The organism is Pseudarthrobacter albicanus, from assembly GCF_018224015.1.
Classification (GTDB): Bacteria; Actinomycetota; Actinomycetes; order Actinomycetales; family Micrococcaceae; genus Arthrobacter; species Arthrobacter albicanus.
In genome coordinates, this window is sequence record NZ_JAGPOT010000009.1 from 56,503 (window position 1) to 82,800 (window position 26,298).

The window sequence follows — 26,298 nt, forward strand, 5'->3', positions numbered from 1 at the left end:
AAACGGTTCCAGGAGATGGGGCCCCGCCGCGGCGGGGCCCCATCTCCGTCTTCCCCGGCCGTCAGCTGGGCCGGACGCCGTCAGCTAAGCCGCTCGCTGTCAGCTGAGCCGCTCGAGGATGACCGCCATGCCCTGCCCGCCGCCGACGCACAGGGTGGCGAGGCCCAGGCCCGCATCGCGCTCCCGGAGCCCGTTCAGCAGGGTCGCGGTCAGGCGGGCGCCGGTCATGCCGAAGGGATGCCCCAGCGCTATGGCGCCGCCGTGGACGTTGAGCTTCCCGGGATCGATCCCCAGTTCCCGTGCGCTCGCCACGACCTGGACCGCGAAGGCCTCGTTGAGCTCCACGAGGTCGATGTCCCCGATGCCCAGCCCCGCGTGTTTCAGCGCCTGCCGGGTCGCCTCCACGGGGCCCAGGCCCATCAGTTCCGGGGACAGGGCGCTGGCTCCGGTGGCCACGATCCGTGCCAGCGGCTCCAGCCTCAGTTCACGGGCCCGCGCGTCGCTCATGACGACGACGGCGGCGGCGCCGTCGTTCAGCGGGCAGGCATTGCCGGCTGTCACGGTGCCTTCTGTGCGGAACACCGGCTGCAGGGCAGCGACCGCCTCGATCGTCACCCCGGCCCGCGGGGAATCGTCCCGGTCGACGACGGTGCCGTCCTTCCGCGTGTACGGCGTGATTTCGCGGGCGAAGAACCCGGAGGCGATGGCACCCTCGGCGCGGTTCTGGCTCAGCACGGCCCAGGCGTCCTGCTCCGCACGGCTGATGCCGTAGCTCGTGGCGACGTTTTCCGCAGTCTGGCCCATCGCGGTGTAGATGTCCGGCAGCAGCCCCTCCAGCCGCGGATCGGTCCAGCGCGGGTTGGCCGCGGCCCTGGCCGCGGTGCGCTTCCCGGCCGCGTCGAAGAGCGGATTGTGGGTGCCGGCGTCGGTCTCCCCGGCACCGGCCCAGTCCCGGTAGCGGGACACCGCCTCCACCCCGGCCGCGACGAATGCCTGGCCTTCCCCGGCCTTGACGGCGTGGAAGGCCATCCGGAGGGTCTGCAGGCTCGAGGCGCAGAACCGGTTGATCGTGGCGGCGGGAACGTTGTCCAGCCCGGCCAGGACGCCGACCACCCGGGCCATGTTGGACCCGGCCTCGCCGCTCGGTTCCGCGCAGCCCAGGTACAGGTCGTCCAGGCCCCGGCCGGGGCCCGCCGCCGCGTCGAAGGAGGGAAGCTTGGCGAGTGCGGCCTTCACCATCGCCGCGGCGAGGTCATCGGGCCGCTCGTCCTTGAGCGAACCCTTGAACGCCCGTCCGATGGGGCCCCGCGCAGTGGAAACTATGACGGCTTCTGGCATGTGCCCAGCCTACGCTCCGGCTCAGCCGGCAGGGCGGCTCGGCTAGGCCAGCCGGGTGGCTCCGCCCGCGGGGCGCACGCTGAAGATCTCCGGCGCGGCGTAGCTGGCCCGTGCGAAGCCGCGTTCGACGGCGGCGCGGACGGCCGGTTCGGAGCCCGCTGGGGTCAGCGCGATCGCCGAGCCGCCGAAGCCGCACCCGGTCATGCGGGCACCGATCGCGCCGCCGGAGCGGGCGGCGTCCACCGCAAGGTCCAATTCGGCGCAGGAGATCTCGAAATCGTCCCGCATCGAGGCATGGGAGGCATCGAGCAGCGTTCCGATTGCCTGCGGGCCGGCGTTCTCGAGCAGTTCCACCGTCTGCAGCACGCGGTCGTTTTCCGTGACGACGTGGCGGACCCTGCGGAACGTCTCCGGGTCCAGGAGCCCGCTGGCCTCCTCGAGGTCCTCGAACCCGACGTCGCGCAGGGCCTTCACGCCGAGCACCTCGGCGCCGAGTTCGCAGGATTCCCGCCGCGCGGCGTAGCCGCCCTCGGCATGGGAATGCGACACCCTGGTGTCGATCACCAGCAGCACCAGCCCGGCGGCTTCGGCGTCGAACGGCACCAGCCGGACCCCCTGGTCCCGGCAGTCGAGGAAGACGGCGTGCCCGGCCGTGGCCCGCAGCGAGGCGGACTGGTCCATGATGCCGGTCGGGGCGCCGACGAAATCATTCTCCGCGTGCCGGGTGGCCAGTACCATATCCTTAACGTCCATCCCGGCGGCCGTGAGGGCGTTCAGGGCGGTGATCACGGCGCATTCGATGGCATGCGAGGAGGCCAGGCCGGCGCCCCGGGGCACGTCGGAGTCCAGCAGCAGGTCCAGGCCGGGGATGGCGAGGCCGCGCTGCTGCAGCGCCCAGATGACACCCAGCGGATACTTGGTCCAGCCCCGGGCGGCCGCGCGGTCCAGGGAGCCGGCGTCCGCCGTCGTCAATCCCTGGTTGCCGAAGGTGGACAGCATCCTGAGCGTGGAATCCGGCCGGAGCCGGACGGCGACCCGGGCCGTCCTGTCGATGGCGAACGGCAGTACGAAACCCTCGTTGTAGTCTGTGTGCTCCCCGATCAGGTTGACGCGGCCGGGCGCCTGCCAGATGCCGTCGGGGGCCGCGCCGAAAACGCCCTCGAACCGGGACGCAAGTTCCTTGCTGCCGAGGATCATGCGGTGCCTTCCCACTGCTGTGCCTTCTTACTGCTGTGCCGTCCCATGGGGGGGGTGCCTTCCCAGGGACGTGGCGGATACTCCAGTTTATCGGCCGCCCTGTGCCACGGCCTGTACCGTGGTGCCATGGAGCTGAGCGAATCCCCTGGCGGTCCCGATACTCCGGTGCGGCGCTGCGCCTCCGGCAGGCAGTACGAGCTGCGGCGCGGTGACGCCCTCGCCGTCGTCACCGAACTGGCCGCCGGCCTCCGGCTGTACAGCCGGGGCGGCACGCAGCTGACCGAGAGCTACGGCGACGCCGAGATTCCGCCCGGCGCCGCCGGGATCACGCTGGCGCCCTGGGCCAACCGCGTCGAAGACGGGGTCTGGTACCTGGACGGCAGGAAGCAGCAGCTGGACATCACCGAGGTCCCGCGCAACAACGCCAGCCACGGGCTGCTGCGCAACGCCTCCTACGGGCTCGTGGACGAATCCGCGTTTTCCGTGACCCTGGAGGCGGCCATCTTCCCGCAGCACGGCTACCCCTTCCTGCTGCGGCACCGGGTCCGCTACGAACTGGCCGCGGACCTGGGCCTGGCCGTCCGGCAGACCCTCATCAACGACTCCGGCGCACGGGCGCCGTTCGTCCTCGGCTCCCACCCCTATCTCCGGCTGGGCGAGGTGCCCAGCGGGGAGCTGACCGTGACGGTGGGCGCCCGCACCCGGCTCGTGACGGACGGGCGGCTCATCCCGCGCAGCACGGAACCGGTCGGCGGGGACTTCGACCTGCGCGGCGGCCGGCAGGCTGCCGGACTGGAGATCGACTCCGCCTACACGGACCTGGAGTTCGACGGCGGGGTGGCCCGCCACACGCTCCGGGCACCGGACGGGCGGAGCGTGAGCCTCTGGCAGGACGGGAGCTGCGGCTACGTCCACGTCTTCGTGACCACGAAGTTCCCGGGCCGGGCGTTGGCGGTGGCCATCGAGCCCATGACCGGGCCGGCGAATGCCTTCAACAGCGGGGAGGGCCTCCGCTGGCTGGCGCCGGGGGAGCAGTTCAGCATGAACTGGGGCATCAGCGCGTCGCTGGCGGTCTGAGCCAGGAGGCCAGGACCTGCCCGGGGAGGCGGTTTCCCGCGCGCTTCGCAGCCGGTTTCCGCGCGTTTCGCATTCGGGGCCCGCTGGGGAATCATGGGGCTATGACGCCAGCTGAGGACGCCGCCCCACGAACCCGCTTCGATTCCGCCACCCCGGTAACCGCCCGGGGCGGCGATGGGATGCCATCCCGCCGGGCACTGACGGACCGTGAGCTCGACCAGGAGATTCCCTACGGCGTCCGGATCGCGGCGTCATGGGCCTGGCGGATCGGGCTCATCCTCCTCGTGACCGGCGCACTCGTCTGGCTGCTGGGCAAGGTGAGTTTCCTCATCATCCCCGTCATGGTCGCCGCCCTGCTTGCAGGACTCCTGAGCCCCGTGGCGGGGTGGCTGGCCCGGCACCGGGTGCCGAAGGGTCTCGCCGTCGCGATCACTGTCCTTGGTTTCATCGGCGTGATCGCCGGCGCCCTGGCGCTCGTGGGCCGGCAGCTCGTGTCCGGCTTCGGCGAACTCTGGTCCCAGGCGCTCGTCGGGATCCAGCAGATCCAGGACTGGCTGTCCGACGGCCCGCTGCATCTGACGGCGACCCAGATCGACCAGTACGTCAAAGACGCCACCGCGGCGCTGCAGAACAACAGCAGCAGCATCCTGAGCGGGGCGCTGAACTTCGGCAGCACCGCCGGCCATTTCGCCGCCGGGCTCGTCCTGTCGCTCTTCATCCTCATCTTCTTCCTGCTCGAGGGGAACCGGATCTGGGGCTTCCTGGTCCGGCTGCTGCCCCGGAAGGCGAGGCCCGCGACCTACGGGGCCGGCCGCCGGGGATGGTCCTCGATGGTCAGCTACGTGCGGGTCCAGATGTTCGTGGCGTTCGTCGACGCCGTCGGCATCGGGACGGGCGCCGCCATCATCGGCGTGCCGCTGGCGCTCCCGCTGGGGGTGCTGGTGTTCCTTGGCTCCTTCATTCCGATCGTGGGCGCGCTCGTCACGGGCGCCGTCGCCGTGCTGCTGGCCCTCGTGGCCAACGGGCCCGTCAACGCGCTGATCATGCTGGGCATCGTGCTGGCCGTCCAGCAGCTGGAAAGCCACATCCTGCAGCCCCTCGTGATGGGCAAGGCCGTGGCCCTGCATCCGGTGGCGGTCATCCTGTCAGTGGCGGCCGGATCTTACCTCGCGGGAATCCCCGGCGCGCTCTTCTCCGTGCCGATCCTCGCCGTAGCAAATACGTCAATTCGCTACATTGCCGGCAGATCATGGGAACATGATGAAGTGCTGGCAACCGCGATTCCCCAGGGCATCCCTGCAACTGACGAGGCCGGCGCGGGCAACACCATCCAGGACGCCCACCTGCCGGGCGGCACGCCCGGCCGCCACGGCGCGCCCCACAACACCGGTGTTCCGGGCAGCGATGCCGGACGGGACGCCGGAGCCTGACCCGAAGAAGGAGACTAGTTCGTGAATACCCTTGAGAGCCTGCCCGTCACGCTGGACGATGTCCTGGAGGCGCAGAAGCTGCTCGACGGGATTATTACGCGGACGCCGGTCGAGTCCTCGCGGGCCCTCGGCGCCATGGTGGGCGGCGAGGTGTTCCTCAAATGCGAAAACCTCCAGCGCGCCGGCTCCTTCAAGGTCCGCGGCGCCTACGTGCGGATGGCCAAGCTCTCCGCCGAGGAGAAGAAGCGCGGCGTCGTCGCTGCCTCGGCCGGAAACCATGCCCAGGGCGTGGCGGTGGCCGCGAAGAGCCTGGGCATCAAGGCCCGCATCTACATGCCGCTGGGCGTCGCCCTGCCCAAGCTCGCCGCCACCCGCAGCCATGGCGCCGAGGTCGTGCTGCACGGACACAACGTCGACGAGGCCCTCGCGGAGGCAAAGCGCTACGCCGATGAAACCGGCGCGGTGTTCGTCCACCCCTTCGACGACGTCGACATCGTGGCCGGCCAGGGCACCGTCGGACTCGAAATCCTGGAGCAGGTCCCGAACGTTGACACCATCCTGATGGGCGTCGGCGGCGGCGGCCTGCTGGCCGGCGTCGCCGCGGCCGTCAAGGCCCGCGCGAAGGAACTCGGCCGCGAAATCCGCATCATCGGCGTCCAGGCCGAAAACGCGGCCGCCTACCCGCCCTCACTGGCCGCCGACGCCCTGGTCCCGCTCAAGCGCGTCTCCACGATGGCCGACGGCATCGCCGTGGGCCGCCCGGGCCAGCTGCCCTTCAGCATCATCCGCGAACTCGTCGACGACGTCGTCACCGTCAGCGAGGACGCCCTGGCCCGGGCGCTGATCTTCCTGCTGGAGCGCGCCAAGATGGTCGTCGAGCCTGCCGGGGCCGTGGGCGTCGCGGCGCTGATGGAAGGCAAGATCGAAAACCCCGGAACCGTCGCGGTGGTCCTCTCCGGCGGCAACATCGACCCGATGCTGATGCTCAAGGTCATCCAGCGCGGCCTCTCCGCCGCGGGCCGCTACATGACCGTGCGGATGATGCTGGACGACCGCCCCGGCTCGCTGGCCACGATCGCGCGCATCATCGCCGAAAACGACGCCAACGTCACCGGGCTGGACCACACGCGCGTCGGCGGCTCCATCAGCATGGGCGACGTCTCCATCACGGTCAACCTGGAGACCAAGGGCCACGAACACTGCGAGCAGGTCCTCGCGGCGCTCCGGGCCGAGGGCTTCCAGCCGATCGTGGTGCACTGACGCCATGGCACTGGACGCGTTCAGGGGGGAACGGCGCGGCGCAGGCGATACGCCTGCCGCCCGCGCCCGCCGGGGCCTGCTGGTGGTGGGCTCGTTCGTGGTGCTGCTGTACCTGATCGAGATCATCAACACGCTCATGTTCCATTCCCTGAACCGCACGTTCGGCCTGCGCCCGCGCAGCCTGGACGGGATCCTGGACATCCTGACGTTCCCGCTGCTGCACGCCAACCTGGCCCATCTGCTCTCCAACACGCTGCCGCTGATCATCTTCGGATTCCTGGTGTTCCTGTCCGGGCTGCGGGTATTCGTCACCGCGCTGGCCTCCAGCTGGCTGGGCTCCGGTGCCGTGGTGTGGCTGATCGGCCTCAACGTCACCGTGGGCGCGTCCGGGCTCGTCTTCGGGCTCTTCGCGTTCCTGCTGGTGCGCGGCTTCATCAACCGAAACTGGTGGCAGATCCTGCTCTCCGTGGTGCTGTTCATGGCCTACGGCAGCATCCTGTTCGGCGTCCTGCCGAGCGTGGCAAGCTTCGTGTCCTGGCAGGCGCACCTCGGCGGAGCGATCGGCGGCGTCGCGGCGGCGCTCCTCCTGGGCGCCGGCCGGGAGGGCCGGCTGCGCACCCGCTAGAATCCCGGCCCGCCGCAGGTATGAGGCCCGGCTTGGCCGGGCAGGCCGCCGTCCGGGGGGACTTTGGAGCCGATCCGGGCACCTGGGCGGCTAAACGACGGCGTGTCCGCGCCAAAGTGCCCCCGGACCGCGCCCCCGGACCGCGCCGCGGGCCCGCGCGAGGCTGCCGGAAACAACAAACGACGCCGGCCCTCCCGCTGCGGGGGAGGGCCGGCGTCGTGGTAACCGGTGCGCTGAATCCGGGTCTTAGCCGGCGTACGGCTTGGCCGAGATGATCTCGACGGTGATGACCTTGCCGTTGGGGGCGGTGTAGCTGAGCGACTCGCCCTCCTTGTGGCCCACGATGGCTGCGCCAAGGGGGGATTTTTCGCTGAAGACGTCGAGGTCCGAGTCTCCGGCGATTTCACGGGAGCCGAGCAGGAACGTCTCTTCGTCGCCGGCGATCCTGGCCACCACGAGCATGCCGGGCTCGACGATTCCGTCGTCGGCCGGGGATTCGCCCACGTGCGCATCCCGGAGCAGCGCGGTGAGCTGGCGGATGCGGGCTTCGATCTTGCCCTGCTCCTCCTTGGCCGCGTGGTAGCCGCCGTTCTCCTTGAGGTCGCCTTCCTGGCGCGCAGCCTCGATCTTCTGGACGATATCCGCCCGGCCAGGGCCGGAAAGGTGGTCCAGCTCTGCCTTCAGGCGGTCAAAAGCTTCCTGGGTAAGCCAAGCTGCAGTTGCGCTGTTGGTGGTAGACACGGACTTCTCCTTTTTGTGGTCAAACAAGCAAAGACCCCGCCACGGTGGCCACTTTTCAGACTCAGTAACCAGCTCAGCGGGGGAAACGTATTGGTCCATTGTAGTCAATCCTGTGGATAAACCAAAGGTTGCAGCGGCGTGGGTCACCCCGCGTTATTCCGCGTTATCCCGTGTACACCGCACGCCGCGGACTATTGTGCGTTGCCCGGGACCCAGCAGCCGTCGACGACGCCGGTCACGGCCTGTGACTCGGTGCGCACCAGCGCCCGGTGCACTGTGGTCCGGCCGCCGTCCTCGCCGGCGCCGGCGGCGTTGGGCCCCACATCCACCACTTTCCAGCCGACGACGGCAAACTTGGCATCGAGGGCCTTGACCGCGCATTTAGCATCCGTTGCGGGGTCCTTGGTGACCTGGAAGTCGATTTCCGCGAGCGTGGCGTCGGGGGTGCTGTAGCCGATGTCCTTGAAGCTGACCGCGGCGGTGGCGGACGACGTCGAGATCCACGCCATGAATCCGATGCCGGCCGCGAGGGCAGCGATCAGGATGCTGCGTTTGGCAGTGCTGGTTAGCGCACGCTTCTGGCCACCGTAACGATTGGCTAGGCTGGTAGAGGCCGGCTCGGGCGCGGCAGACTGATCCTCGGAACTCACCAACCCAGTTTAGTGTGGATCCGGCGGGGAAATTTCCGCGCTCCCGCCGAACGAAACCTGCAGAAGAAAGAGGAGCCGTCCCAAGATGACAGCGTCCCCCAGCCCGTCAGCGCCGCTCCGGCTGCTGTCTGTCCATGCGCATCCCGACGACGAATCCAGCAAGGGCGCCGCCACGATGGCCCTGTACGCGGCCGCGGGCGTGGACGTCCTGGTGGCGACCTGCACCGATGGCTCGCGCGGGGACATCCAGAACCCGGCGATGGCGGGCCAGCCGCACCCTGCGCGTGACATGGCAGGCGCCCGCCGGCTGGAGATGAACCGGGCGGCCCGGATCCTCGGGGTCCGCCAGCGCTGGCTGGGCTTCGTGGATTCCGGGCTGCCGGAAGGCGATCCCCTGCCGCCCCTGCCGGCCGGCTCCTTCGCGGTGCAACCGCTGGAACGGGCGGCTGCACCGCTGGTCAGGCTGGTCCGCGAGTTCCGGCCGCAGGTGATCGTCAGCTACGACGAGAACGGCGGCTACCCGCATCCGGACCACATCATGGCGCACCGGGTGGCGGTCGAGGCCTTCGAAGCCGCCGGGGATCCCGCCCGGTACCCGGGAACCGGCGGGCCGTGGGAGCCCGCCAAGCTCTACTACGACCGTGCCTTCAGCCCGGACCGCTTCCGCGCCCTCCACCTCGCCCTGACGGAAGCCGGCCTGCAGTCCCCGTATGCCGAACGTCTCGCAGCGTGGCTTGAGGCCGACGCGGAAGGCCACACCCCGCCGGCACCCTCGCACCCCACCACCACCCAGATTGAGTGCGGGGACTTCTTTGAAGCCCGCGACGACGCGCTCCGGGCGCACCGCACCCAGGTGGACCCGGAGGGCTTCTTCTTCGCGGTGTCCGCGGCGATGCAGCGCCGGATCTGGCCGTGGGAAGACTACTTCCTCGCCCAGTCCCGGATCCCCGCCGAGCTGCCCGAAACGGACCTCTTCGCCGGGCTAAGATAGAGGCAGCCCAGTAGACGAAGCCCCGCCGCCAGATCCCACAGAAGGTTCCCCAGTGCATTCCTTGCTCCTCGCCCTGACCACAGCCCCGGCGCCGGCCCCGTCGCCGGCGCTGCGTCCGGGACTTTCCCAGGACCAGGTCACCCCCGGCCTGCTGGGCTTCCTGCTGACCGCCTTCATCGTGGTGCTGACCGCGCTGCTGATCGTGGACATGGTGCGGCGCATCCGCCGGGTGCGCTACCGTGCGCAGGTGGAGGAAGAAGGCGCTGCTGCCGAAGCGGTGACGGACGACGCCGGCCAGGACCCGCCGGCCGCCGGCGCCCCGGGTGCTGCCAACGCCGCCGATTTCCGGCCGGAAACGAACGGTCATGCAGGGCCCGGAAACCGCTGACGGCGGCCCGCCCCGGTCCTTCCCCCAGGCCGCCAACGCCCTGGGCGGAGAACCGTCTGCCTACCTCCGGCAGCACGCGGGCAATCCCGTCCACTGGCGCCCTTTCGGTGACGAGGCCTTCGCCTTCGCCGCCGCCCGGGACGTCCCGGTGTTCCTCTCGATCGGCTACGCGGCCTGCCACTGGTGCCACGTCATGGCCCATGAATCCTTTGAGGACCAGGCCACCGCGGATTTCCTGAACGCGAACTTCGTGGCGATCAAGGTGGACCGCGAAGAGCGCCCCGACGTCGACGCCGTCTACATGGCGGCCACCCAGGCGATCAGCGGCGAAGGCGGCTGGCCGATGTCCGTCTTCCTCCTGCCGGACGGCAGGGCCTTCCACGCCGGCACCTATTATCCGCCCCGGCCGATGCCGGGCCGGCCCTCGTTCCGCCAGGTCCTCGAGGCCGTCCATGACGCCTGGCTGGACCGCCGGGACGGCGTCGAAGAGAACGCCGGGACGCTGGCCCGCGGCCTCGCCGGGTCACAGCTTGGCTCGGCCGTCCGGCTCGACGGGCCGCCGGAGCCCGTGGACGCCGCGCTGCTCCCGGAAGCCGTGCGCGTGCTGGCCCGGACGGAAGACCCGGAGCACGGCGGCTTTGGCGCTGCGCCGAAGTTCCCGCCCTCCGCGGTCCTGGAGTTCCTGATCCGGCATGCCGCCGCGGCTCCAAAGGCTGCGCCTTCGGAAAGCCCGGCGCCGGAATCGTCGGCGGCGGAATCGTCGGCGGCGGAAACCGCGGCGGCGGCCCGGGACATGGCGGCGCGCACGCTCGCCGCGATGTCCCGGTCGGCACTGTTCGACCAGCTCGACGGCGGCTTCGCCCGCTACTCGGTGACGCAGGACTGGTCCGTTCCGCACTTCGAGAAAATGCTCTACGACAATGCCCAGTTGCTCCGCGTCTACGTGCACTGGGTCCGGCTCGGCGGCACGGAGCACTACCCCGCAGCGGAGGCCGCGGAGGTCGCCGCGCGCACGGCCGGCTGGCTCCTGTCCTCGCTGGGGCTTGTGACCCACACAGGGGACGCCGCCGGGGACGCCGCCGGGGAGGGCCACGACGCCGGCGTCGAAGCCCTGGCCTCGTCCCTGGATGCCGACACGGTGCTGGACGGCGTGCACACCGAGGGTGGCACCTATGTCTGGACCCGGGCGGAGCTGACCGGGCTGCTGGGCCCGGAGGACGGGGCGGCCGTGGCGCAGCTGATGAACGTCCACGCCCGCGGGAGCGTCTCGGCGGACGGTTCCCCGCTGCACCCAGGACGGGCGTCCCGCGCTGGGGAGACCGCCTTGTGGCAGCGGGTCCGGCCGCTGCTGCTGGAGGCCCGGAACCGCCGGCCGCAGCCGGCCCGCGATGACAAGGTCGTGGCCGGCTGGAACGGGCTCGCCGTCGCGGCGCTGGCCGAGGCCGGGGCCGTGCTGGACCGCCCGGAGCTGCTCGCCGCGGCCGAACGGATCGCGGCGTACCTGGAGCGCGTGCACTGGAAGCCAGCCTCCGGTGGCGGGGCCGGCACGCTCGTGCGGGTGTCCCACGCCGGGGCATCCCGGGGGATCGGGGGCCTGCTGGAGGACTACGCGTTCTGCGCCGAAGGCCTGCTCGCCCTTTATGGCGCCTCCGGCCGGACGCGCTGGTATCGGCTCGCCGAGGCCATACTGCAGGCCGCCTGCGTGCGGTTCGTGGCCGACGGAGCCCTGAGGGACACCGCCGGGGAGTCCGAGCAGGTCTTCAACGCCCAGGGCCGGCGTGCGGCGCTGGACCCCTTCGACAACGCCACACCCAGCGGCGCGGCGGCCTTCGCGGGCGCGCTGCTGGCCTACTCGGCACTCTCCGGCTCCAGCGGACACCGCGCCCTGGCCGGCAACATCCTGTTCCTGCTGCCGCCGCTGGCCACCCGGGCGCCCCGGGTGGCCGGCTGGCTGCTCGCGACGGCGCAGGCCGCGCTGGCCGGCCCGGTGGAGGCCGCCGTCGTCGGTCCGGACACACCGCAGCGGGCCGCACTGCACCGGGAGCTGCTGCTCTCGCCCAGCCCCGGGCTGGTGGTTGCGCCGGGCGAGGGGGCCGCCGGGCAGACGGTGCCTTTGCTGCGTGGCCGGCAGGCGGCCCCGGACGGCGCGCCGCAGGTTTTCCTCTGCCGCGGCATGGTCTGTGAGCTCCCGGTGGGTTCGGTCGCGGCGGTGCGCGAACGCCTGGCCGCCATGTCCCGCTGACCCTTCGTGCCGGACCCGGGAAGCCCCAGCCCAGCCCGGTTCAGCCCACCTCAGTTCAGCCCAGGACGGCGATGGCAATCGCGATGAAATGGGCGGCAAAGGCGAACACCGTGAACGCATGGAACAGTTCGTGGAAGCCGAAGTGCTCGAAGCTGAAATTCGGCTTCTTCAGGGCATAGAAGACGGCGCCCGCGATATAGAGGGCACCGCCCACGCAGATCAGCACCGCCGACGCGACGCTGGCGGCGAAGAAATCCGGCAGGTAGAACAGCGAGCCGCAGCCCAGGGCGATGTAGATCGGCACATACAGCCAGCGGGGCGCGTGCGTCCACAGCAGCCGGAACAGCACGCCCAGGATGGCCCCCGACCAGATGATCCACAGCAGCACCACCGCCTTGGGCCGGTCCAGCAGGGCCCAGGCCAGCGGCGTGTAGCTGCCGGCGATGACCAGCATGATGTTGGTGTGGTCGAGCCGCTTCAGCACAATCTTCACCCCCGGGGACCAGTTCCCCCGGTGGTAGACGGCACTCACCCCGAAGAGCAGCACCCCCGTGAAGGCATAGACCGCGGAGGCGGCCTTCAGCTCGGGCGTGGGGGCCAGGATCACCAGGGCCAGGCCGGCGGCCAGGGCGAAAGGCGCCGCGACGGTGTGGATCCAGCCGCGCCATTTCGGTTTGATCATCAGGAGTTCGGCAATCCGGACCGCAGCACCGTCCACAGCACCGTTTCCGCGGTCCGTGTGCCGGTCAGCGTGCCGGTCAGTGTGCCGTTCCGGCAGGGGCTCACGGCTGTTGCTTTGCATGCCGCCATACTAACTTGCGCGGCAGTAAGTTACCGGTGAGTAGCCAGTGTCCGGGTGGAAAGGGGCGCAGCCGTGCACGCCGCCCCGCCTTCCGGAAGGTAGCCTAGGATCTGCACTGAGTCGTACTTCAAGGAAGCCAGGTGAATCTCCGGATGGAACTGCCCGGGTTCCTTTATGGCTTCTACGAGGGCAGGATCCAGCGCTCGCTGGACCCCGGACGCATCCCCAGACACATCGGCGTCATGGTGGACGGGAACCGGCGCTGGGCCCGCCAGTTCAACGCCCCCACAAGCCAGGGGCACCAGGCCGGTGCCGACAAAATCCACGAGTTCCTCGGCTGGTGCCAGGAACTCGGCGTCAAGGTCGTCACGCTCTACATGCTCTCCACGGACAACATGAACCGCTCCGGCGAGGAGCTGGACCTGCTGATGGGGATCATTGCCAACACCCTGGACCGGCTGGACGACGACGCCGACATTTCCGTCCATGCCATGGGCGCCCCGGAACTGCTGCCCGACTACCTTGCAGAGCGGCTCAACCACCTGACGGCCCGCACCCCCGTCCGCGAGAAGATCCACGTCAACGTCGCCGTCGGCTATGGCGGCCGCCGCGAGATTGTCGACGCCGTCCGCGAACTGCTGCACGACGCCGTCGCCCGCGGGGAGGACATCGGGAAACTGGCCGACGGGCTCACCGTGGACGACATCTCGCGGTTCCTGTACACACGGGGCCAGCCCGATCCGGACCTGGTCATCCGCACCTCGGGGGAGCAGCGGCTTTCCGGGTTCCTCATGTGGCAGAGCGCGTACAGCGAGTTCTACTTCTGTGAGGCCCTCTGGCCAGCGTTCCGCAAGGTGGATTTCCTCCGGGCCCTGCGGGACTACGCCGGACGGCAGCGGCGCTTCGGCACCTGACCTCCGCCCCGCAGGGGCATCCGGCCTCCGTTCATCACGAGTTAACGTGCCGGTAACGAGAATCGCCGGAAAATGACCGCGACAACACCGCGTCGGAGATCTACGTTTGATTCATTGGAAGGCAAACCGCCGGCCAATCGGGGAGGCCAGTACATGGAGCGGATTTTCGCACCGGGTGCATGGGGGCCGCGTCCGGCCTCCGGGCCGAGCCGCCTCACCCATAACAATTCCGGGCATGCGCCCCGGGGCTGGAGTCGATGTGGCTACTTCTGAACAACTTCCCGACGTCGTTTCGGATCAGGGACGGAAAGCTACCTCTCGCGCCAAGCGAGCCATCCCTCAGGCCGGTGCAGCGGATTCTGACGCTGTCGCCGGCCGTGCTGTTTCCGGGGAAGGAACGGCACGCGGGGAAACGGCCCGGAGCTTCGTGATCGACACGTCGGTACTGCTCTCGGACCCGCGCGCGCTGCTGCGCTTCGCCGAGCACGAGGTCATCCTGCCGATCGTCGTCATCACCGAGCTCGAGGGCAAGCGCCACGATCCGGAGCTCGGCTACTTCGCCCGCAAGGCGCTCCGGCTCCTCGACGACCTGCGGGTGGAGCACGGCGGGCTGGACCGGCCCATCCCGCTGGGCCACGACGGCGGCACGCTGGTCGTGGAGCTCAACCACGTTTCCGCCGAGGTGCTCCCGGCGGGCTTCCGCGGCGGGGACAACGACAGCCGGATCCTCGCCGTCGCCAAGAACCTGGCGAACGAGGGCCGGGACGTGACCGTGGTGTCCAAGGACCTGCCGATGCGCGTGAAGGCCTCGGCCATGGGTCTGCTGGCCGACGAATACCGCAACGAGCTCGTCAAGGATTCGGGCTGGACCGGCGTCGCCGAAGTCGATGCGAGCGAAGAGGAGGTTTCCGCCCTGTACGGGCACGAGCCGGTCTTCATCCCGCAGGCGGCGGAGATGCCGACCAACACCGGACTGGTCCTGTTGTCCGGCCGCGGCTCGGCCCTGGGCCGGGTGGGGGCGGACAAGCAGGTGCGCCTGGTGAAGGGGGACCGGGACGTCTTCGGGCTGCACGGGCGCTCGGCCGAACAGCGGCTTGCGCTCGACCTGCTGATGGATCCGGCCGTGGGCATCGTCTCCCTCGGCGGCCGGGCCGGCACCGGCAAGTCCGCGCTGGCCCTGTGCGCAGGCCTCGAGGCCGTCCTGGAGCGCCGGGAGCACCGGAAGGTGATCGTGTTCCGTCCGCTCTACGCCGTGGGCGGCCAGGAGCTGGGCTACCTGCCGGGGTCCGAGGCGGAGAAGATGAACCCGTGGGCGCAGGCCGTCTTTGACACCCTCGGTGCGCTCGTCAGCCAGGAAGTGGTGGAGGAGGTGATGGACCGCGGCATGCTGGAAGTCATGCCGCTGACCCACATCCGCGGCCGTTCGCTGCATGACGCGTTCGTGATCGTGGACGAGGCACAGTCGCTCGAGAAGAACGTGCTGCTGACCGTGATGAGCCGGATCGGGCAGAACTCCAAGATCGTGCTGACCCACGACGTCGCCCAGCGCGACAACCTGCGGGTGGGCCGGCACGACGGCATTGCCGCCGTCGTCGAGACGCTCAAGGGACACCCGCTCTTCGGCCACATCACGCTCACCCGCTCGGAGCGCTCGCCGATCGCGGCTTTGGTGACGGAGCTGCTGGAGGGGGCGGAGGTCTAAGGTCCCGGTCTGAGGCCGTGGTCGGGTTTGCCGGGCCACGGCCCTTCGCCGTCGCTTGGACACGCCGCATGGAACCCGCTTCGGTCGCTGGGCGACCTCCGGGGTCCCATGCGCCGCGATGCGCTCCTTTGCGAAGAACCGCGACCCGGCGTGTGGGGGTCTTCAGGCTCCGCGATTACGAGTGGCGCATGCCACTTCCGTGCCCGGCTGTTCGGTTCTAAAGGTTTCTTGTTAGAACCGGTGATAATAACAATATTTTGTAAGAACCGAGTAGCCGGGGAGTTAGTCGCCTGCGCCGTCGTCTGCCGGTCACACGCCCGGGGACACGTCCCAGCTGATGTGCCGGCGCACGTCGGTGAGGTTCATGGATTCGGCGAGGAACAGGTCATCGAGCATGTACTCGTCCACGGCCAGGATCCGGAGCCAGTGGCCGTAGCCGGCGGACGCGTCCTCCAGCCAGCGGCTCGCCACGCACACCCCGGTGCCGGCGTCGATCCTCAGCAGGGTGCGTCCCGGGCGGCACAGCGGCGCGCCGGGGTCGCCGGGGCGGTAGCCGGAGTTGGGGATGACGGTGGTTTCCAGGGCCGGCCTGCCCTCATGGTCCACCTCGGCGAGTGGGCCCAGTTCCACGGCGTTGGAGTTCGGGAATTCGAGCGGGACCGGGGCGTTTCCTGCCAGCTCCACCGGGTCCAGGGCGGCGGCGAAACGGCCGTTGCCGAAGCCCGGTTCACCGTAGGCGGCCTCCGGGCGCCGGCGGACCAGGCCGCGGAGCCACGATGTCCTGGTGGACTGGACGTAGAAGCCGTCCCGGGAGTCGTTGATGCCTGTGGTGCTGTGGAGGACCAGTCCGTCCGCCGTCTCCAGCCGCAGCGCTCCGGGGCGCCGCAGCCAGGCCCGGACGAGGTCGGGTCCCGCCGCAGGGCCGGAGGAAGGGTCCGGGGCAGCGGCGGCGGCGGGCCGGTCCAGGTATTCGAACCGCAGCGACTGCCACTTCCAGGGCGAGGAACGGCACAGGTTCCGGAACGCTGAGGCCTGTTCCGCCGGGCCTGCGGGGGTGCGCGGCTCACGCCGGTTCCTGCTGTCCCATGCTGACATATCCACAGTTTACGCGCGGGGAAAGCCGTGGCCGGGGAATGTCCAGTAGCATCCGAGGGTGATCCAACGACTCGGCGAACTCTGGGCAGCCAATGCCGTGGCCTTCTGGCTGGTGCTGGCAGCCTGCGCCTATTTTGCGCTCATGGCCACGCGGCTGACCGTCATCGACATCCGCCACCATCTGCTGCCGAACCGGATCGTCTTCCCGTCCTACGCCGTTGCGGGGGTCCTCCTGCTGGGCGCCGCCGCCAGCGTCGTGGTGGCCGGCGGCCCGGGCCCTGCGGCCGCTTCCGACGTCGGTGCCGGGCTGTTCGGGGTGCCCGGACTGCGCATCCTGGCCGGAGGAGCGGTACTGTGGCTGTTCTACTTCCTCCTGCGGGCCGCCTATCCGCCGGGGATGGGCTTCGGTGACGTGAAGCTCGCCGGCGTGCTGGGGATGTATCTGGGGTTCCTGGGCTGGCCGCACGTCTTCGCCGGAACCTTTGCCGCGTTCCTGTTCGGCGGCCTCTGGAGCGTGGCCCTGCTGGCCGTGCGGCGCGGCACCCTGAAATCGAGCATTCCCTTCGGGCCCTTCATGCTGGCCGGCACCGCCGCCGCCATGATCCTGCTGCCGGTGTCCTGACGCCCCGGTACCCGCCGGGACATGCCCTGCCTTGCCCGCGGCCACTGGACATATGCCCCAAGCGTCCAATTCCTGGGTGCAGGACTGGACATGTCCCCCTGCCGGACTTCGTGGTCCCGGGACATGCCCTGCCTTGCCCGCGGCCGGTTCCCCATGCACACTGGGCTTCGAGGCGCGCCGGGCGCATCAGGGCGAAGTGGCCGCAGCCGGAACACAAGCAGGACGGGGACGCATGAGGGGACGACGGGGACCGCGCCCACCCGGAAGGCGTGGCAAGATGCGCCAGGTTCTGGCGCTTCCCTTGCTGGCGGCGGTCGTTGGCGGCTGCGGCGGGATGCCGGGTGCGCCGGCTCCGGGCCCGCCGGAACCCGTGCCGACTCAAAAAGTGCCATCGGCCATCCCGGGCGGCCCGTCCGGCCCGTCCGCCCCTGACTCGCCGGCGGGCTCCCCGTCCCCGGACGGCTCGGCGCCCCCGACGCCGGTATTGCCGCCCCCCTATTGCGAAGGTGGCCCGCTGGACTGCAGAATCTACCGCTCCATCGGCGGGCGGGACTCCTCGGGCGAGCTCGGCTGGCTGAACAAGCAGCCGCTCGTGGTGTCGAGCGTGTTCGTCAACGGAACGTGGACGATTGGCGTCAAGACCCCGTGCAACCAGCTGGGTGTCGAGGTGGAAGTGCGGGCCGGCCAGCTGATCCCGGGCCGGACTATCGCGACGGCCATGGCCTGCCTCGGCCCCGAAAGTGGCTACGAGGAATGGGCCACGCAGCTGTTCAGGCAACCGGTCACCCTGACACGGGACGGACGCGATCTCGTCCTTCGCAACAGCCACGGGACGGTGGAATTCGAGGACGCCGGCCCAAACCTGCTCTAGCCTCCGCCGCCAGGCGGCCGGCGGGCGCCCGCCGGCCGGACCTGTTTGGCTAGGCTGACGGTATGGCGACCCCCGACTTCATCCTCAAGCTCCGCGAAAAGATCGGCCACGAGACCCTCTGGATCCCGGCGGTGCGGGGGGTGGTGTTCGACGACGACGGCAGGGTGCTGCTCGGCCAACGCGCGGACAACGGGCAGTGGGGGCTCATCAGCGGAATCCTGGAACCCGGCGAAGAGCCCGCACCAGGGCTGCTGCGGGAGATTCTTGAGGAGACCGGCGTCGTGGCGGACACTGAACGGCTCGTGTCGGTTGACGCGGTGGGTCCCACGAGCTATCCGAACGGGGACGTCTGCCATTTCCTGACCCTTGCCTTCAGGTGCCGCCATGTGTCGGGCCAGGCACGGGTCAACGACGACGAATCCCTGGCCGTGGGCTGGTTCCGGCGTGAGCACATACCGGCGCTGATGCCGGGGCACCTGGAAGCCATCCGCCAGGCAGCCGAGCCGCACGCCGTCGTCCGATACCGGCGCTGACGCCGCCGGCTCCACGGCAGGGCGCCGCACCCCCAAAGAATGCGGCGGCCTACACGGCGGAGGAGCGCCCGGCGGGCGCTGGCGGTCAGCCGCGCAGGCGCGTGAGCCCGTCGTCGTTCTTCAGCGCGGCGTCCCCCGCGTCTCCCGGCGCGCTGGCGGCGTGCCCGGCGTGGTGCCGTGCGGCGAGGCGCTCGGCTTCGAGGCGTTCGGCTTCCTCGCCGCCCACGGCTTCGCCCCGGGCCACCATGCCGGCGGTGTCGGAGAGCGGGATCTGTTTCAGGGTCAGCGCCAGGATCAGCGCGATCGCCAGGAACGGCACCACATACCAGAACACCGGGGCCAGCGACTCGGCGTAGGCGGTGACAATCGCGTCCTTGAGCTGGGCCGGCAGCTGGGCAAGCGCCCGCGGATCCAGCGTCCGGGTGGACTGCGCGGCCTCGGCGGCCGACGCCCCGGCGCCGGTGAAGGCATTCCCCAGGGACTCGGACAGGCGGGTCGTGAAGATGGAGCCGAAGACCGCCACGCCCAGCGCTGCTCCGACCTCGCGGAAGTAGTTGTTGGTGCTGGTCGCCGTGCCGATCTGGTCTGCCGGCACCGAGTTCTGGACCACCAGGACGATCACCTGCATGATCAGGCCGAGCCCGGAGCCGAAAAAGAACAGCTGCAGGCAGATGACCCAGATCGGCGTGGCCGCGGTGAGGGTGGTCAGCCACAGCATGGCGGCCACCGTCAGGGCGGACCCCAGGATCGGGAACATCCTGTACCTGCCGGTCTTGGAGATCCGGATCCCGGAGTAGATGGCCGTGCCCATCAGGCCCACCATCATGGGCAGCATCAGCAGCCCGGACTCGGCGGCCGACGTGCCGGAGGACATCTGCAGGAAGGTCGGCACGAAGGCGATGGCGGCAAACATGCCCAGGCCCAGGGTGAAGCCGATCGCCGTGGAGTTCACGAAGATCCGGTTCTTGAACAGGCTCAGCGGAATGATGGGGTCCTCGGCCCTGCGCTCCACGAGCACGAAGGCGGCGGCGGCCAGCACCATCCCGGCGCCGAAGGCCCAGGTCAGCGGCGAATCCCAGCCTTCGTCCTTCTTGCCGCCGAAGTCGGTGAAGAAGATCAGGCACGCGGTGGCCGCGGACAGCAGCAGCACCCCGAGGATGTCGATGCGCTTCGCCGCCTTCTTGTTCGGCAGCGTGAGGGTGAACCAGGCGGTCAGGAACGCGGCGATGCCGATGGGGATGTTGATGTAGAAGGCCCATTCCCACGTCAGGTGGTCCACGAAGAACCCGCCCAGCAGCGGCCCGGCGACGGCGGAGAGGCCGAAGATGGCGCCCAGCGGCCCCATGTACTTGCCGCGGTCCTTGGCCGGGACAATGTCCGCGATGATGGCCTGGGACAGGATCATCAGGCCGCCGCCGCCCAGGCCCTGGATGGCGCGGAAGGTGACGAAGCCCCAGAAATCGGTGGCGAACGCGCAGCCGACCGAAGCGAGCGTGAACAGTGCGATGGCCACGAGGAACAGGTTCCGGCGGCCCAGCACGTCGCCGAATTTGCCGTAGATGGGCATCACGATGGTGGTGGCCAGCAGGTACGCCGTGGTGATCCAGGCCTGGTGCTCCACGCCGCCGAGCTTGCCGACGATGGTGGGCATGGCGGTGGACACGATGGTCTGGTCCAGGCTGGAGAGAAGCATCCCCGCGATCAGGGCGGAGAAGATGATCCAGATGCGTTTCTGGGTCAGCAGCAGCGGTGCGGCTGCTGCCGGCGGACTGACGGCGGTGCTCATTGGGGTCCTTCGGGGGAGGGCGGGAGGGAAGGGGTGAAAGGCTGGGAAAAAAGGGTGCGGGCCGCGGCGATGTTCTCCAGCAGCAGGTCCCGGTACGGGCGGGTGTTGCCTGCGGAGAAATAGGCCATGCTGGACTTGCGGGCGATCCCGCCGACCAGCGCCACGGCCATCCGGACCACCGGATGGTCCGGGGGGACGCCTTCCCGGGCCGCCAGCAGGCGGGAAAAGTCGGCCTCGCGTTCCTCGGACACGCCGATGACCCTGAGCATGAGCTGCGGTTCCTTCTGGATGACCCGGATCAGCTGGCGGGTTTCCTCCTCGGAGGAGCTCATCCTCTCGGACATCCGCAGCATCAGGGTCACGAGGTCCTGGAAGAGCGTGGCGGAGATTTCTCCGGGCGGGGAAGCGGCGCCGCGGAGGAAGTCCTCGACGACGTCGGCCGGGAACGCGTCGTCGGCGTGGCCGATGATGGCGTCTTCCTTGGACGGGAAGTAGTTGAAGAAGGTCCGCCGGGAAATCCCGGCCCGTTCGCAGACCTCTTCCACGGTATAGCCGTTGAGTCCCCGCTCGGCGGTCAGGGACCGGGCGACGGCGGTGATCGCCGTCCGCGTGGCGGCGCGCTTCCGCCCGCGGAGACCACCCTCAATAATTGCACTGTTGCTCACAGAGTGAAGTTTTGCACTATTTGTAGCTGAGTGCAATATTTAGCGCGAACGGACACTTCAGCACCCAACCCGAGCGCGAACGGACACTTCAGCCCGTGCCGGCCCCGAACTGCCTTAACGCCAGCGGCCGCCCGCCTTCACGGGGAAGGTGGGCGGCCGCCGTCGTACGTCGGGGGAGACTACGCCTTGTGCGGGGGACGGGTCATGGACATGACGTCCAGGGCGGTGTCCAGCTGCTCTTCGGTCAGTTCGCCGCGCTCGAGGAAGCCCATGGCCACGACGGTCTCGCGGATGGTCAGGCCCTCGGCCACGGCCTTCTTGGCGATCTTGGCGGCGTTCTCGTAGCCGATGAACTTGTTCAGCGGCGTGACGATGGACGGCGAGGCCTCGGCGAGGAAGCGTGCGCGCTCGACGTTGGCGGTGATGCCGTCGATCATCTTGTCCGCCATGACGCGGCTGGTGTTGGCCAGCAGGCGCACGGACTCGAGCAGGTTGGCGGCCATCACGGGGATGCCGACGTTCAGCTCGAACGCGCCGTTGGTGCCGGACCAGGCGATGGCGGTGTCGTTGCCGATGACCTGGGCGCAGACCATGATGGAGGCTTCGCAGATGACCGGGTTGACCTTGCCGGGCATGATCGAGGAACCGGGCTGCAGGTCCGGGATCGAGATCTCGCCGAGGCCGGTGTTGGGGCCGGAGCCCATCCAGCGCAGGTCGTTGTTGATCTTCATGAAGGAGATCGCGATGTTGCGCAGCTGGCTGGAGGCCTCGATCAGGCCGTCACGGTTGGCCTGGGCCTCGAAGTGGTCGCGGGCCTCGGTCAGCGGCAGGCCGGTGTCGGCCGCGAGCAGCTCGATCACGCGTTCCGGGAAGCCGGCCGGGGTGTTGATGCCGGTGCCCACGGCGGTGCCGCCGAGCGGAACCTCGGCAACGCGGGGGAGGGAGGCGTTGATGCGCTCGATGCCGTAGCGGACCTGCGCGGCGTAGCCGCCGAACTCCTGGCCCAGGGTCACGGGGGTGGCATCCATGAGGTGCGTGCGGCCGGACTTCACGACGTCCTTGAACTCGACGGCCTTGCGGCTGAGCGAATCGGCCAGGTAGCCGAGGGCCGGAATCAGGTCATTGATCAGCGCGGACGTGGCGGCGACGTGGACCGAGGTCGGGAAGACGTCGTTGGAGGACTGCGAGGCGTTGACGTGGTCGTTCGGGTGGACCACCTTGTCGCTGCCGGCGGCCTTGAGGGCGCGGGAGGCCAGCTCGGCGAGGACCTCGTTGGTGTTCATGTTCGAGGACGTGCCGGAGCCGGTCTGGAAGACATCGATGGGGAAGTCGCCGTCGTACTTGCCGGCGGCAACCTCATCGGCGGCGGCGGCAATCGCCTGGGCGATCTCGTCGTCGAGCACTCCCAGTTCCGCGTTGGCCTGGGCGGCGGCCTTCTTGACGCGCGCGAGGGCCTCGATGTGGGCGCGTTCCAGGGTCTTGCCGGAGATCGGGAAGTTTTCCACCGCACGCTGCGTCTGGGCGCGGTACAGGGCGTTCACGGGGACGCGTACTTCGCCCATCGTGTCGTGTTCAATGCGGAATTCGTCGGCGTTCAACGTTTCTATGGAAGTCATGGGGCTAGCATATTGGCGGGAGGCGCGTCACCGAAAACCGTGAACGCCCCGCTGCGGCCTCCCTGCCGGGGCCCTAGAGCTCGCCGATGCCGGAAACGACGTCGGCCCGGCCGTCAGCGAGGCTGTAGGCGAGCCCGATCACCGCGGCCCGGCCGCTCCCGACGGCGTCCGAGATCACCCGCGAACTGTCCACGAGCCGCTGCGAGGTCTGCTTGACGTTTTCGACCACCATGTCGTTGATGTCGTCCTGATTGTTACGCAGCGAGGTCAGCACGGACGGGGTGATCCGTTCGACCAGGCTGCGCATGAAGCCGACCGGCATCTGCCCGGTTTCGACCGCTGTCTTGGTGGCGGTGACGGCGCCGCAGCTGTCATGGCCCAGCACCACGATCAGCGGAACGCCCAGCACGCTGACGCTGTATTCGAGCGAGCCGAGCACGGCGTCGTCGATCACCTGGCCGGCCGTGCGGACAACGAACGCGTCCCCCAGGCCCAGGTCGAAGATGATTTCGGCGGCGAGCCGGGAATCGGAGCAGCCGAAGATCACGGCGAAGGGGTGCTGGTTCTCCACGAGCGAGGACCGGCGGGAGGCGTCCTGGTTGGGGTGGGAGGAGGCGCCGGCAACGAAACGCTCGTTGCCTTCGCGCAGGCGGCGCCAGGCAAGGGCGGGAGTCAGGTAAGTGGCCACGGCCTTACTTTACGGTGCCGGGGCGGTGGAGGGTGAAACTGTTTCCTGCGGCAGGTTTCCCGGGTGACGCGGCGGGCGCGGGCGCCGCGTCAAGTGACTTCACGACGGCGGCGGCGAGCACGGTGAACTCGTCCAGCTGCGCCGTCCCGGTCAGGATGACGGTGCTGCCGCCGTGGACGAGCACCATGGACTTCTCGCCCTTGCCGGTGTCGCGGAGTTCCCACTCCAGGCCGCCTGCGGTCCTGGTTCCGGTCACGGCTGCGTTCTTCGTCTGCTGCAGCAGCCAGGTGGGATTGGACTGCCGCGTCTGCACGAGCCCGATGAAGGACTCCCTGGGCGTGAGGTAGCCGACCTCCCAGGTGGGGACTCCGCTGCCCGATCCGGACTCCCAGCGGGCGTAGTTCGGCCGGAATGTGTCCCCGGTCTCCGGCGCCGCCGGTGTGAATCCCGCCACATCCGCGGCATGCTGCGCCACGGCGCCGACGTTGATGTCCGGCCGGTAGCCGCCGGTCTTCGGTGCCGGGTTCAGGAGGACGACGGGCAGGAACACGGCGATGCTCACGGCCAGCGCAACGATCATGCCGATCACCGAGGCGTTGGCGCGTTTCGCCGCCGCGGCGCGGAGGACGGGCTTGACGGGCGCCTGCGGAGCCGCGCCGGAGCCCTCCGGTGCGGCTCCGCCGGACGGGGGGGCTGGGGCGGCGGGGGACGTGTCCTGCAATTCACTCACCCTTCTATAGTCGCCCATCCGGAGCCGATCTCACATTCGGCATGGACGGCCGGCCCGGAAGGTGTGCTGCTTCACGGACGAGTCATTCAATGACCTGTGATGCTGCCCCGACTATGATCAGTATCAGACGAATCACCGCCACGGATTGATACTGCCGTGCGGGTTCAACGATCCACTCGAAGAAGAGGTTCACGTGACACCAGCGACCATGCCCCAGCAGTACTCCACGCTTTCCCCGTCGCTCGCCGTCGGGATCGACGAGCCTGACCGTAACCTTGCCCTGGAACTGGTCCGCGTCACGGAAGCGGCAGCCATTGCCGGCGGCCACTGGGTCGGCTTCGGGGACAAGAACAAGGCCGACGGCGCCGCCGTCGACGCCATGCGCTCCTTCCTCCAGACCGTGCACTTCAACGGCGTCGTGGTCATCGGTGAGGGCGAGAAGGACGAAGCGCCGATGCTCTTCAACGGCGAGCGTGTCGGCGACGGCACGGGCCCCGAGTGCGACGTCGCCGTCGACCCGATCGACGGAACCCGCCTGACAGCCCTCGGCATCAACAACGCCCTGGCCGTCCTGGCAGTTGCCGAGCGCGGCACCATGTTCGACCCCTCCGCCGTGTTCTACATGGAGAAGCTCGTGACCGGCCCGGAAGCGGCCGACATGGTCGACCTGCGCCTGCCGGTCAAGCAGAACCTGCACCTCATCGCCAAGGCCAAGGGCGTCAAGGTCAACCAGCTCAACGTCATGATCCTGGACCGCGACCGCCACCGCCCGCTCGTGGAGGAAATCCGCGAAGCCGGTGCCCGCACCAAGTTCATCATGGACGGCGACGTCGCCGGCGCCATCGCGGCAGCGCGCGCCGGCACCGGAGTGGACGCCCTCATGGGTATCGGCGGAACCCCGGAAGGCATCGTCGCGGCCTGCGCCATCAAGTCCCTCGGCGGCGTCATCCAGGGCCGGCTGTGGCCCACGAGCGATGAGGAGAAGCAGAAGGCGATCGACGCCGGCCACGACCTGGACCGTGTGCTGTCCACCAACGACCTCGTCTCCAGCGACAACTGCTACTTCGCCGCCACCGGCATCACCGACGGCGACCTGCTCAAGGGCGTGCGCTACTCGAAGGACAAGGTCCTCACGCAGTCCATCGTGATGCGCTCCAAGTCCGGCACCATCCGCTTCGTGGACGGCGAGCACCAGGCCAGCAAGTGGGAAGGCTACGCCCGCAAGAGCTAGCACCCTTCCGCGCTCCGCTCAGCGCGAACGTACACGTGGGGCCCCGGATCCAGCCGATCCGGGGCCCCACGTGTACGTTCGGCCGGGTTCTGCCGGCCGAGCGCGGCCCGGACCTTCTCGACGACGAACGGCCGGTCGCCGTCGAGGTCTTCCTTGGAGACCCTGATTTCCCTCCAGCCGAGGCTTTCGGTCACCGCCTGGCGCCGGATGTCGAGCCGGTACTGCCGGGGATCCCCGTGGTGTGCACCGTCGTACTGCAGGGCAATCAGGTGTTCCGGATAGGCCGCATCGGGCCAGACGGCGGGCTGGCCCCAACCGTTGCGGACGACATGGTTCAGCACCGGCTCGCCCAGGCCGGCCCGGCACAGGATCAGGCGCATGCGGGTTTCCTGCGGCGAGTCGGAACCGACCCGGATGTCCTGCAGCGCCACCCGGGCGGTCCGGAGTCCTCGCATCCCCGGATGCGCGGCGACCATCCGCTGAAGGTCTGCGACGGTGGCCAGGGCAACGCGGGGCACCGGGAAATCCGGTCCGTGTTCGACGACGATCGAGTCCCCGGCCGCGACCAGTTCATCCGGCGTCAGCAGGGCCGCAAGGTCCAGCCAGGTCCGGGCCGGGGAGGTGACGCGCAGGCCGTCGACGACCGTGACCGCCCCGGGCCGGAAGGTCAGGCGGTGGCCGACGACGTTGTGCCGCCGCGGTTTGCTGCTCTCCCGATCCCGCGCCACGTGGATCCGCCAGTCCTCCTGCATCCACGACGGGAGGCCCATGGCCCAGACCCGGCCGCCGGAGTGGTGGGTAATGGTCGAATCGTCGTCGAGCGCGGTGAAGGCCCGCAGGTTCGCGGTGGGCCCGCCGCTGCTCTCCGCGGGGATCCTGATGCCGCGGGAGGGGATGAAGACGTCGGGCCGGCGCGTTCGTTTCCGCGATACGCCGAGGCTGTCGGCAGCGCGGACGGTGAACGACCCGGCCAGGAGTTCAGGCGGCAATGGCAGGCGCGGCATGCTTCAGTGTGCCCGGTCCGGGCCCCGCGGATCCGGTTATCCACAGGCTTGGCTTTCCCGGCTGCGCGAACGGACACTTGAGGCCCTAAATCGTCGGTTT

General features: G+C 69.5%; 25 protein-coding genes. 13 read left to right on the forward strand and 12 right to left on the reverse strand.

Annotated features, from left to right (window positions below; genetic code table 11):
• Nucleotides 1–99: 99 nt before the first annotated feature.
• Both J9611_RS02905 and galK read right to left on the reverse strand, forming a co-directional pair.
• Nucleotides 100–1,338, reverse strand: a complete 1,239-nt coding sequence (locus tag J9611_RS02905; protein ID WP_211877582.1) for an acetyl-CoA C-acetyltransferase — start codon at nt 1,336–1,338, stop codon at nt 100–102.
• A gap of 42 nt (nt 1,339–1,380) precedes the next feature.
• The gene (galK, locus tag J9611_RS02910) at nt 1,381–2,535 is read right to left on the reverse strand and encodes a galactokinase (RefSeq protein ID WP_211877659.1); all 1,155 of its coding nucleotides are present in this window, start codon (nt 2,533–2,535) and stop codon (nt 1,381–1,383) included.
• Nucleotides 2,536–2,661: 126 nt separating this feature from the next.
• On the opposite strand from galK, the gene J9611_RS02915 reads away from it, so the two are divergent.
• The 4 genes from J9611_RS02915 (at nt 2,662) to J9611_RS02930 (ending at nt 6,927) form a co-directional block, all read left to right on the forward strand.
• A complete protein-coding gene (locus J9611_RS02915) occupies nt 2,662–3,612 on the forward strand; it encodes an aldose 1-epimerase family protein (RefSeq protein WP_211877585.1) in 951 nt (316 codons plus the stop codon).
• 101 nt (nt 3,613–3,713) lie between these two features.
• Nucleotides 3,714–5,042 (forward strand): AI-2E family transporter, encoded by a 1,329-nt coding sequence (locus J9611_RS02920; RefSeq protein WP_211877587.1) that lies wholly within the window; start codon nt 3,714–3,716, stop codon nt 5,040–5,042.
• A 21-nt stretch (nt 5,043–5,063) separates the two neighbouring features.
• Nucleotides 5,064–6,302: a threonine ammonia-lyase gene (gene ilvA / locus J9611_RS02925; protein WP_211877588.1), complete on the forward strand. Its 1,239-nt coding sequence runs from the start codon at nt 5,064–5,066 to the stop codon at nt 6,300–6,302.
• A 4-nt stretch (nt 6,303–6,306) separates the two neighbouring features.
• Nucleotides 6,307–6,927, forward strand: a complete 621-nt coding sequence (locus J9611_RS02930) for a rhomboid family intramembrane serine protease (RefSeq protein ID WP_211877589.1) — start codon at nt 6,307–6,309, stop codon at nt 6,925–6,927.
• Nucleotides 6,928–7,173: 246 nt separating this feature from the next.
• On the opposite strand, the gene greA is transcribed toward J9611_RS02930, so the two are convergent.
• A complete protein-coding gene (gene greA / locus J9611_RS02935; RefSeq protein ID WP_211877591.1) occupies nt 7,174–7,668 on the reverse strand; it encodes a transcription elongation factor GreA in 495 nt (164 codons plus the stop codon).
• Nucleotides 7,669–7,859: 191 nt separating this feature from the next.
• Complete coding sequence (locus J9611_RS02940) at nt 7,860–8,318, reverse strand: DUF4307 domain-containing protein (RefSeq protein ID WP_211877592.1); 459 nt, start codon at nt 8,316–8,318, stop codon at nt 7,860–7,862.
• Nucleotides 8,319–8,403: 85 nt separating this feature from the next.
• On the opposite strand from J9611_RS02940, the gene mca reads away from it, so the two are divergent.
• From mca to J9611_RS02955, 3 genes are read left to right on the forward strand one after another with little or no spacing between them, the layout of a single operon-like run.
• The gene (mca, locus tag J9611_RS02945) at nt 8,404–9,309 is read left to right on the forward strand and encodes a mycothiol conjugate amidase Mca (protein ID WP_211877593.1); all 906 of its coding nucleotides are present in this window, start codon (nt 8,404–8,406) and stop codon (nt 9,307–9,309) included.
• Between the two features lie 52 nt (nt 9,310–9,361).
• Nucleotides 9,362–9,697, forward strand: a complete 336-nt coding sequence (locus tag J9611_RS02950) for a hypothetical protein (protein ID WP_211877594.1) — start codon at nt 9,362–9,364, stop codon at nt 9,695–9,697.
• Nucleotides 9,675–11,939, forward strand: coding sequence for a thioredoxin domain-containing protein (locus J9611_RS02955; protein ID WP_211877595.1), 2,265 nt, complete (start codon nt 9,675–9,677; stop codon nt 11,937–11,939). The genes J9611_RS02950 and J9611_RS02955 overlap by 23 nt, the downstream gene beginning before the upstream one ends.
• 55 nt (nt 11,940–11,994) lie before the next feature.
• Here the strand turns inward: J9611_RS02955 and trhA are convergent, their stop codons facing one another.
• Entirely contained in the window at nt 11,995–12,636 is a 642-nt protein-coding gene (gene trhA / locus J9611_RS02960) for a PAQR family membrane homeostasis protein TrhA (RefSeq protein ID WP_307857003.1), read from the reverse strand.
• Nucleotides 12,637–12,893: 257 nt separating this feature from the next.
• On the opposite strand from trhA, the gene J9611_RS02965 reads away from it, so the two are divergent.
• Both J9611_RS02965 and phoH2 read left to right on the forward strand, forming a co-directional pair.
• Nucleotides 12,894–13,655, forward strand: a complete 762-nt coding sequence (locus tag J9611_RS02965; RefSeq protein WP_211877661.1) for an isoprenyl transferase — start codon at nt 12,894–12,896, stop codon at nt 13,653–13,655.
• A gap of 259 nt (nt 13,656–13,914) precedes the next feature.
• Nucleotides 13,915–15,357: an RNA 5'-3' helicase PhoH2 gene (gene phoH2, locus J9611_RS02970; protein WP_211877598.1), complete on the forward strand. Its 1,443-nt coding sequence runs from the start codon at nt 13,915–13,917 to the stop codon at nt 15,355–15,357.
• Nucleotides 15,358–15,666: 309 nt separating this feature from the next.
• Here the strand turns inward: phoH2 and J9611_RS02975 are convergent, their stop codons facing one another.
• Nucleotides 15,667–16,452 carry a hypothetical protein gene (locus J9611_RS02975; RefSeq protein WP_211877600.1) on the reverse strand — a complete coding sequence of 262 codons (786 nt, stop codon included), beginning with the start codon at nt 16,450–16,452 and terminating at the stop codon, nt 15,667–15,669.
• A 58-nt stretch (nt 16,453–16,510) separates the two neighbouring features.
• Here J9611_RS02975 and J9611_RS02980 point away from each other — a divergent pair, with 58 nt between their 5' ends.
• The 3 genes from J9611_RS02980 (at nt 16,511) to J9611_RS02990 (ending at nt 18,478) form a co-directional block, all read left to right on the forward strand.
• Nucleotides 16,511–17,074, forward strand: coding sequence for a prepilin peptidase (locus J9611_RS02980; protein ID WP_211877601.1), 564 nt, complete (start codon nt 16,511–16,513; stop codon nt 17,072–17,074).
• Between the two features lie 277 nt (nt 17,075–17,351).
• Nucleotides 17,352–17,945, forward strand: a complete 594-nt coding sequence (locus tag J9611_RS02985) for an META domain-containing protein (protein ID WP_211877602.1) — start codon at nt 17,352–17,354, stop codon at nt 17,943–17,945.
• A gap of 62 nt (nt 17,946–18,007) precedes the next feature.
• Nucleotides 18,008–18,478, forward strand: coding sequence for an NUDIX hydrolase (locus tag J9611_RS02990; RefSeq protein ID WP_211877603.1), 471 nt, complete (start codon nt 18,008–18,010; stop codon nt 18,476–18,478).
• A gap of 85 nt (nt 18,479–18,563) precedes the next feature.
• On the opposite strand, the gene J9611_RS02995 is transcribed toward J9611_RS02990, so the two are convergent.
• From J9611_RS02995 to J9611_RS03015, 5 genes are all read right to left on the reverse strand, one after another.
• The gene (locus tag J9611_RS02995; RefSeq protein WP_211877604.1) at nt 18,564–20,264 is read right to left on the reverse strand and encodes an MDR family MFS transporter; all 1,701 of its coding nucleotides are present in this window, start codon (nt 20,262–20,264) and stop codon (nt 18,564–18,566) included.
• Nucleotides 20,261–20,929, reverse strand: a complete 669-nt coding sequence (locus J9611_RS03000; RefSeq protein WP_211877605.1) for a TetR/AcrR family transcriptional regulator — start codon at nt 20,927–20,929, stop codon at nt 20,261–20,263. The genes J9611_RS02995 and J9611_RS03000 overlap by 4 nt, the downstream gene beginning before the upstream one ends.
• A 179-nt stretch (nt 20,930–21,108) precedes the next feature.
• A complete protein-coding gene (locus tag J9611_RS03005; protein ID WP_211877607.1) occupies nt 21,109–22,545 on the reverse strand; it encodes a class II fumarate hydratase in 1,437 nt (478 codons plus the stop codon).
• A gap of 73 nt (nt 22,546–22,618) precedes the next feature.
• Entirely contained in the window at nt 22,619–23,233 is a 615-nt protein-coding gene (locus tag J9611_RS03010) for a carbonic anhydrase (protein ID WP_211877609.1), read from the reverse strand.
• Between the two features lie 4 nt (nt 23,234–23,237).
• Nucleotides 23,238–23,963, reverse strand: coding sequence for a DUF4245 domain-containing protein (locus tag J9611_RS03015; RefSeq protein WP_372447750.1), 726 nt, complete (start codon nt 23,961–23,963; stop codon nt 23,238–23,240).
• 208 nt (nt 23,964–24,171) lie between these two features.
• On the opposite strand from J9611_RS03015, the gene glpX reads away from it, so the two are divergent.
• Nucleotides 24,172–25,194, forward strand: coding sequence for a class II fructose-bisphosphatase (gene glpX, locus J9611_RS03020; protein WP_211877663.1), 1,023 nt, complete (start codon nt 24,172–24,174; stop codon nt 25,192–25,194).
• Here glpX and J9611_RS03025 read toward each other — a convergent pair.
• Nucleotides 25,191–26,198: an endonuclease domain-containing protein gene (locus tag J9611_RS03025; RefSeq protein ID WP_211877611.1), complete on the reverse strand. Its 1,008-nt coding sequence runs from the start codon at nt 26,196–26,198 to the stop codon at nt 25,191–25,193. The two genes, glpX and J9611_RS03025, sit on opposite strands and share 4 nt — an antisense overlap.
• Between the last annotated feature and the right edge of the window lie 100 nt (nt 26,199–26,298).

Coding starts and splice junctions, on each gene's coding strand:
- J9611_RS02905 (WP_211877582.1), bottom strand. CDS start 1,338: ATGCCAGAAGCCGTCATAGTTTCCACTGCGCGGGGCCCCATCGGACGG.
- galK (WP_211877659.1), bottom strand. CDS start 2,535: ATGATCCTCGGCAGCAAGGAACTTGCGTCCCGGTTCGAGGGCGTTTTC.
- J9611_RS02915 (WP_211877585.1), top strand. CDS start 2,662: ATGGAGCTGAGCGAATCCCCTGGCGGTCCCGATACTCCGGTGCGGCGC.
- J9611_RS02920 (WP_211877587.1), top strand. CDS start 3,714: ATGACGCCAGCTGAGGACGCCGCCCCACGAACCCGCTTCGATTCCGCC.
- J9611_RS02930 (WP_211877589.1), top strand. CDS start 6,307: ATGGCACTGGACGCGTTCAGGGGGGAACGGCGCGGCGCAGGCGATACG.
- mca (WP_211877593.1), top strand. CDS start 8,404: ATGACAGCGTCCCCCAGCCCGTCAGCGCCGCTCCGGCTGCTGTCTGTC.
- J9611_RS02955 (WP_211877595.1), top strand. CDS start 9,675: ATGCAGGGCCCGGAAACCGCTGACGGCGGCCCGCCCCGGTCCTTCCCC.
- J9611_RS02965 (WP_211877661.1), top strand. CDS start 12,894: ATGGAACTGCCCGGGTTCCTTTATGGCTTCTACGAGGGCAGGATCCAG.
- J9611_RS02975 (WP_211877600.1), bottom strand. CDS start 16,452: ATGTCAGCATGGGACAGCAGGAACCGGCGTGAGCCGCGCACCCCCGCA.
- J9611_RS02985 (WP_211877602.1), top strand. CDS start 17,352: ATGCGCCAGGTTCTGGCGCTTCCCTTGCTGGCGGCGGTCGTTGGCGGC.
- J9611_RS02990 (WP_211877603.1), top strand. CDS start 18,008: ATGGCGACCCCCGACTTCATCCTCAAGCTCCGCGAAAAGATCGGCCAC.
- J9611_RS02995 (WP_211877604.1), bottom strand. CDS start 20,264: ATGAGCACCGCCGTCAGTCCGCCGGCAGCAGCCGCACCGCTGCTGCTG.
- J9611_RS03005 (WP_211877607.1), bottom strand. CDS start 22,545: ATGACTTCCATAGAAACGTTGAACGCCGACGAATTCCGCATTGAACAC.
- glpX (WP_211877663.1), top strand. CDS start 24,172: ATGCCCCAGCAGTACTCCACGCTTTCCCCGTCGCTCGCCGTCGGGATC.
- J9611_RS03025 (WP_211877611.1), bottom strand. CDS start 26,198: ATGCCGCGCCTGCCATTGCCGCCTGAACTCCTGGCCGGGTCGTTCACC.